This window comes from Furfurilactobacillus curtus, assembly GCF_045862785.1.
Taxonomy (GTDB): domain Bacteria; phylum Bacillota; class Bacilli; order Lactobacillales; family Lactobacillaceae; genus Furfurilactobacillus; species Furfurilactobacillus curtus.
Genome location: NZ_BQXO01000081.1, coordinates 1 through 363 on the forward strand (window position 1 = coordinate 1; position 363 = coordinate 363).

The following is a 363-nucleotide window of genomic DNA, read 5'->3' on the forward strand; positions in this document are numbered from 1 at the left end:
TCGCCCGACTGGACGTAGGTGGGGTACTGTTCCCAGCTAAACGGGAATAGTGAATGCAAGCTATCGCGATCAATCAGCTTGGTAAAGTCTTCAACCTCCGGTTTAGGGTTACTACCCGTTTGGCCGCTATCGCCTTGATGTCTTTCTTTTTTAGTTGGCATAAATAAATCAATGACCTTATCACCAAAACTCATCCTGTTGCCTCCTATCCATTGAAACTGATTAAGTTCTTTAAAATCTCTTGGACTTCCTGACTAGTCAAAACTTTGGCCGTCACATCAAAATCCGTTAACGCATTTTCAATGTCTCGTTTAACCTGTTCGATCTTTTCGTCTAAATGAGTGACGGCTAAGTTTAAGCTTT

General features: G+C 42.1%; 2 pseudogenes. Both read right to left on the reverse strand.

Annotated features, from left to right (window positions below):
- Nucleotides 1-194, reverse strand: a pseudogene (locus ACKTR2_RS10550) (hypothetical protein); the annotation flags it as partial.
- A gap of 11 nt (nt 195-205) precedes the next feature.
- A pseudogene (locus ACKTR2_RS10555) lies at nt 206-363 on the reverse strand (TrsD/TraD family conjugative transfer protein); the annotation flags it as partial.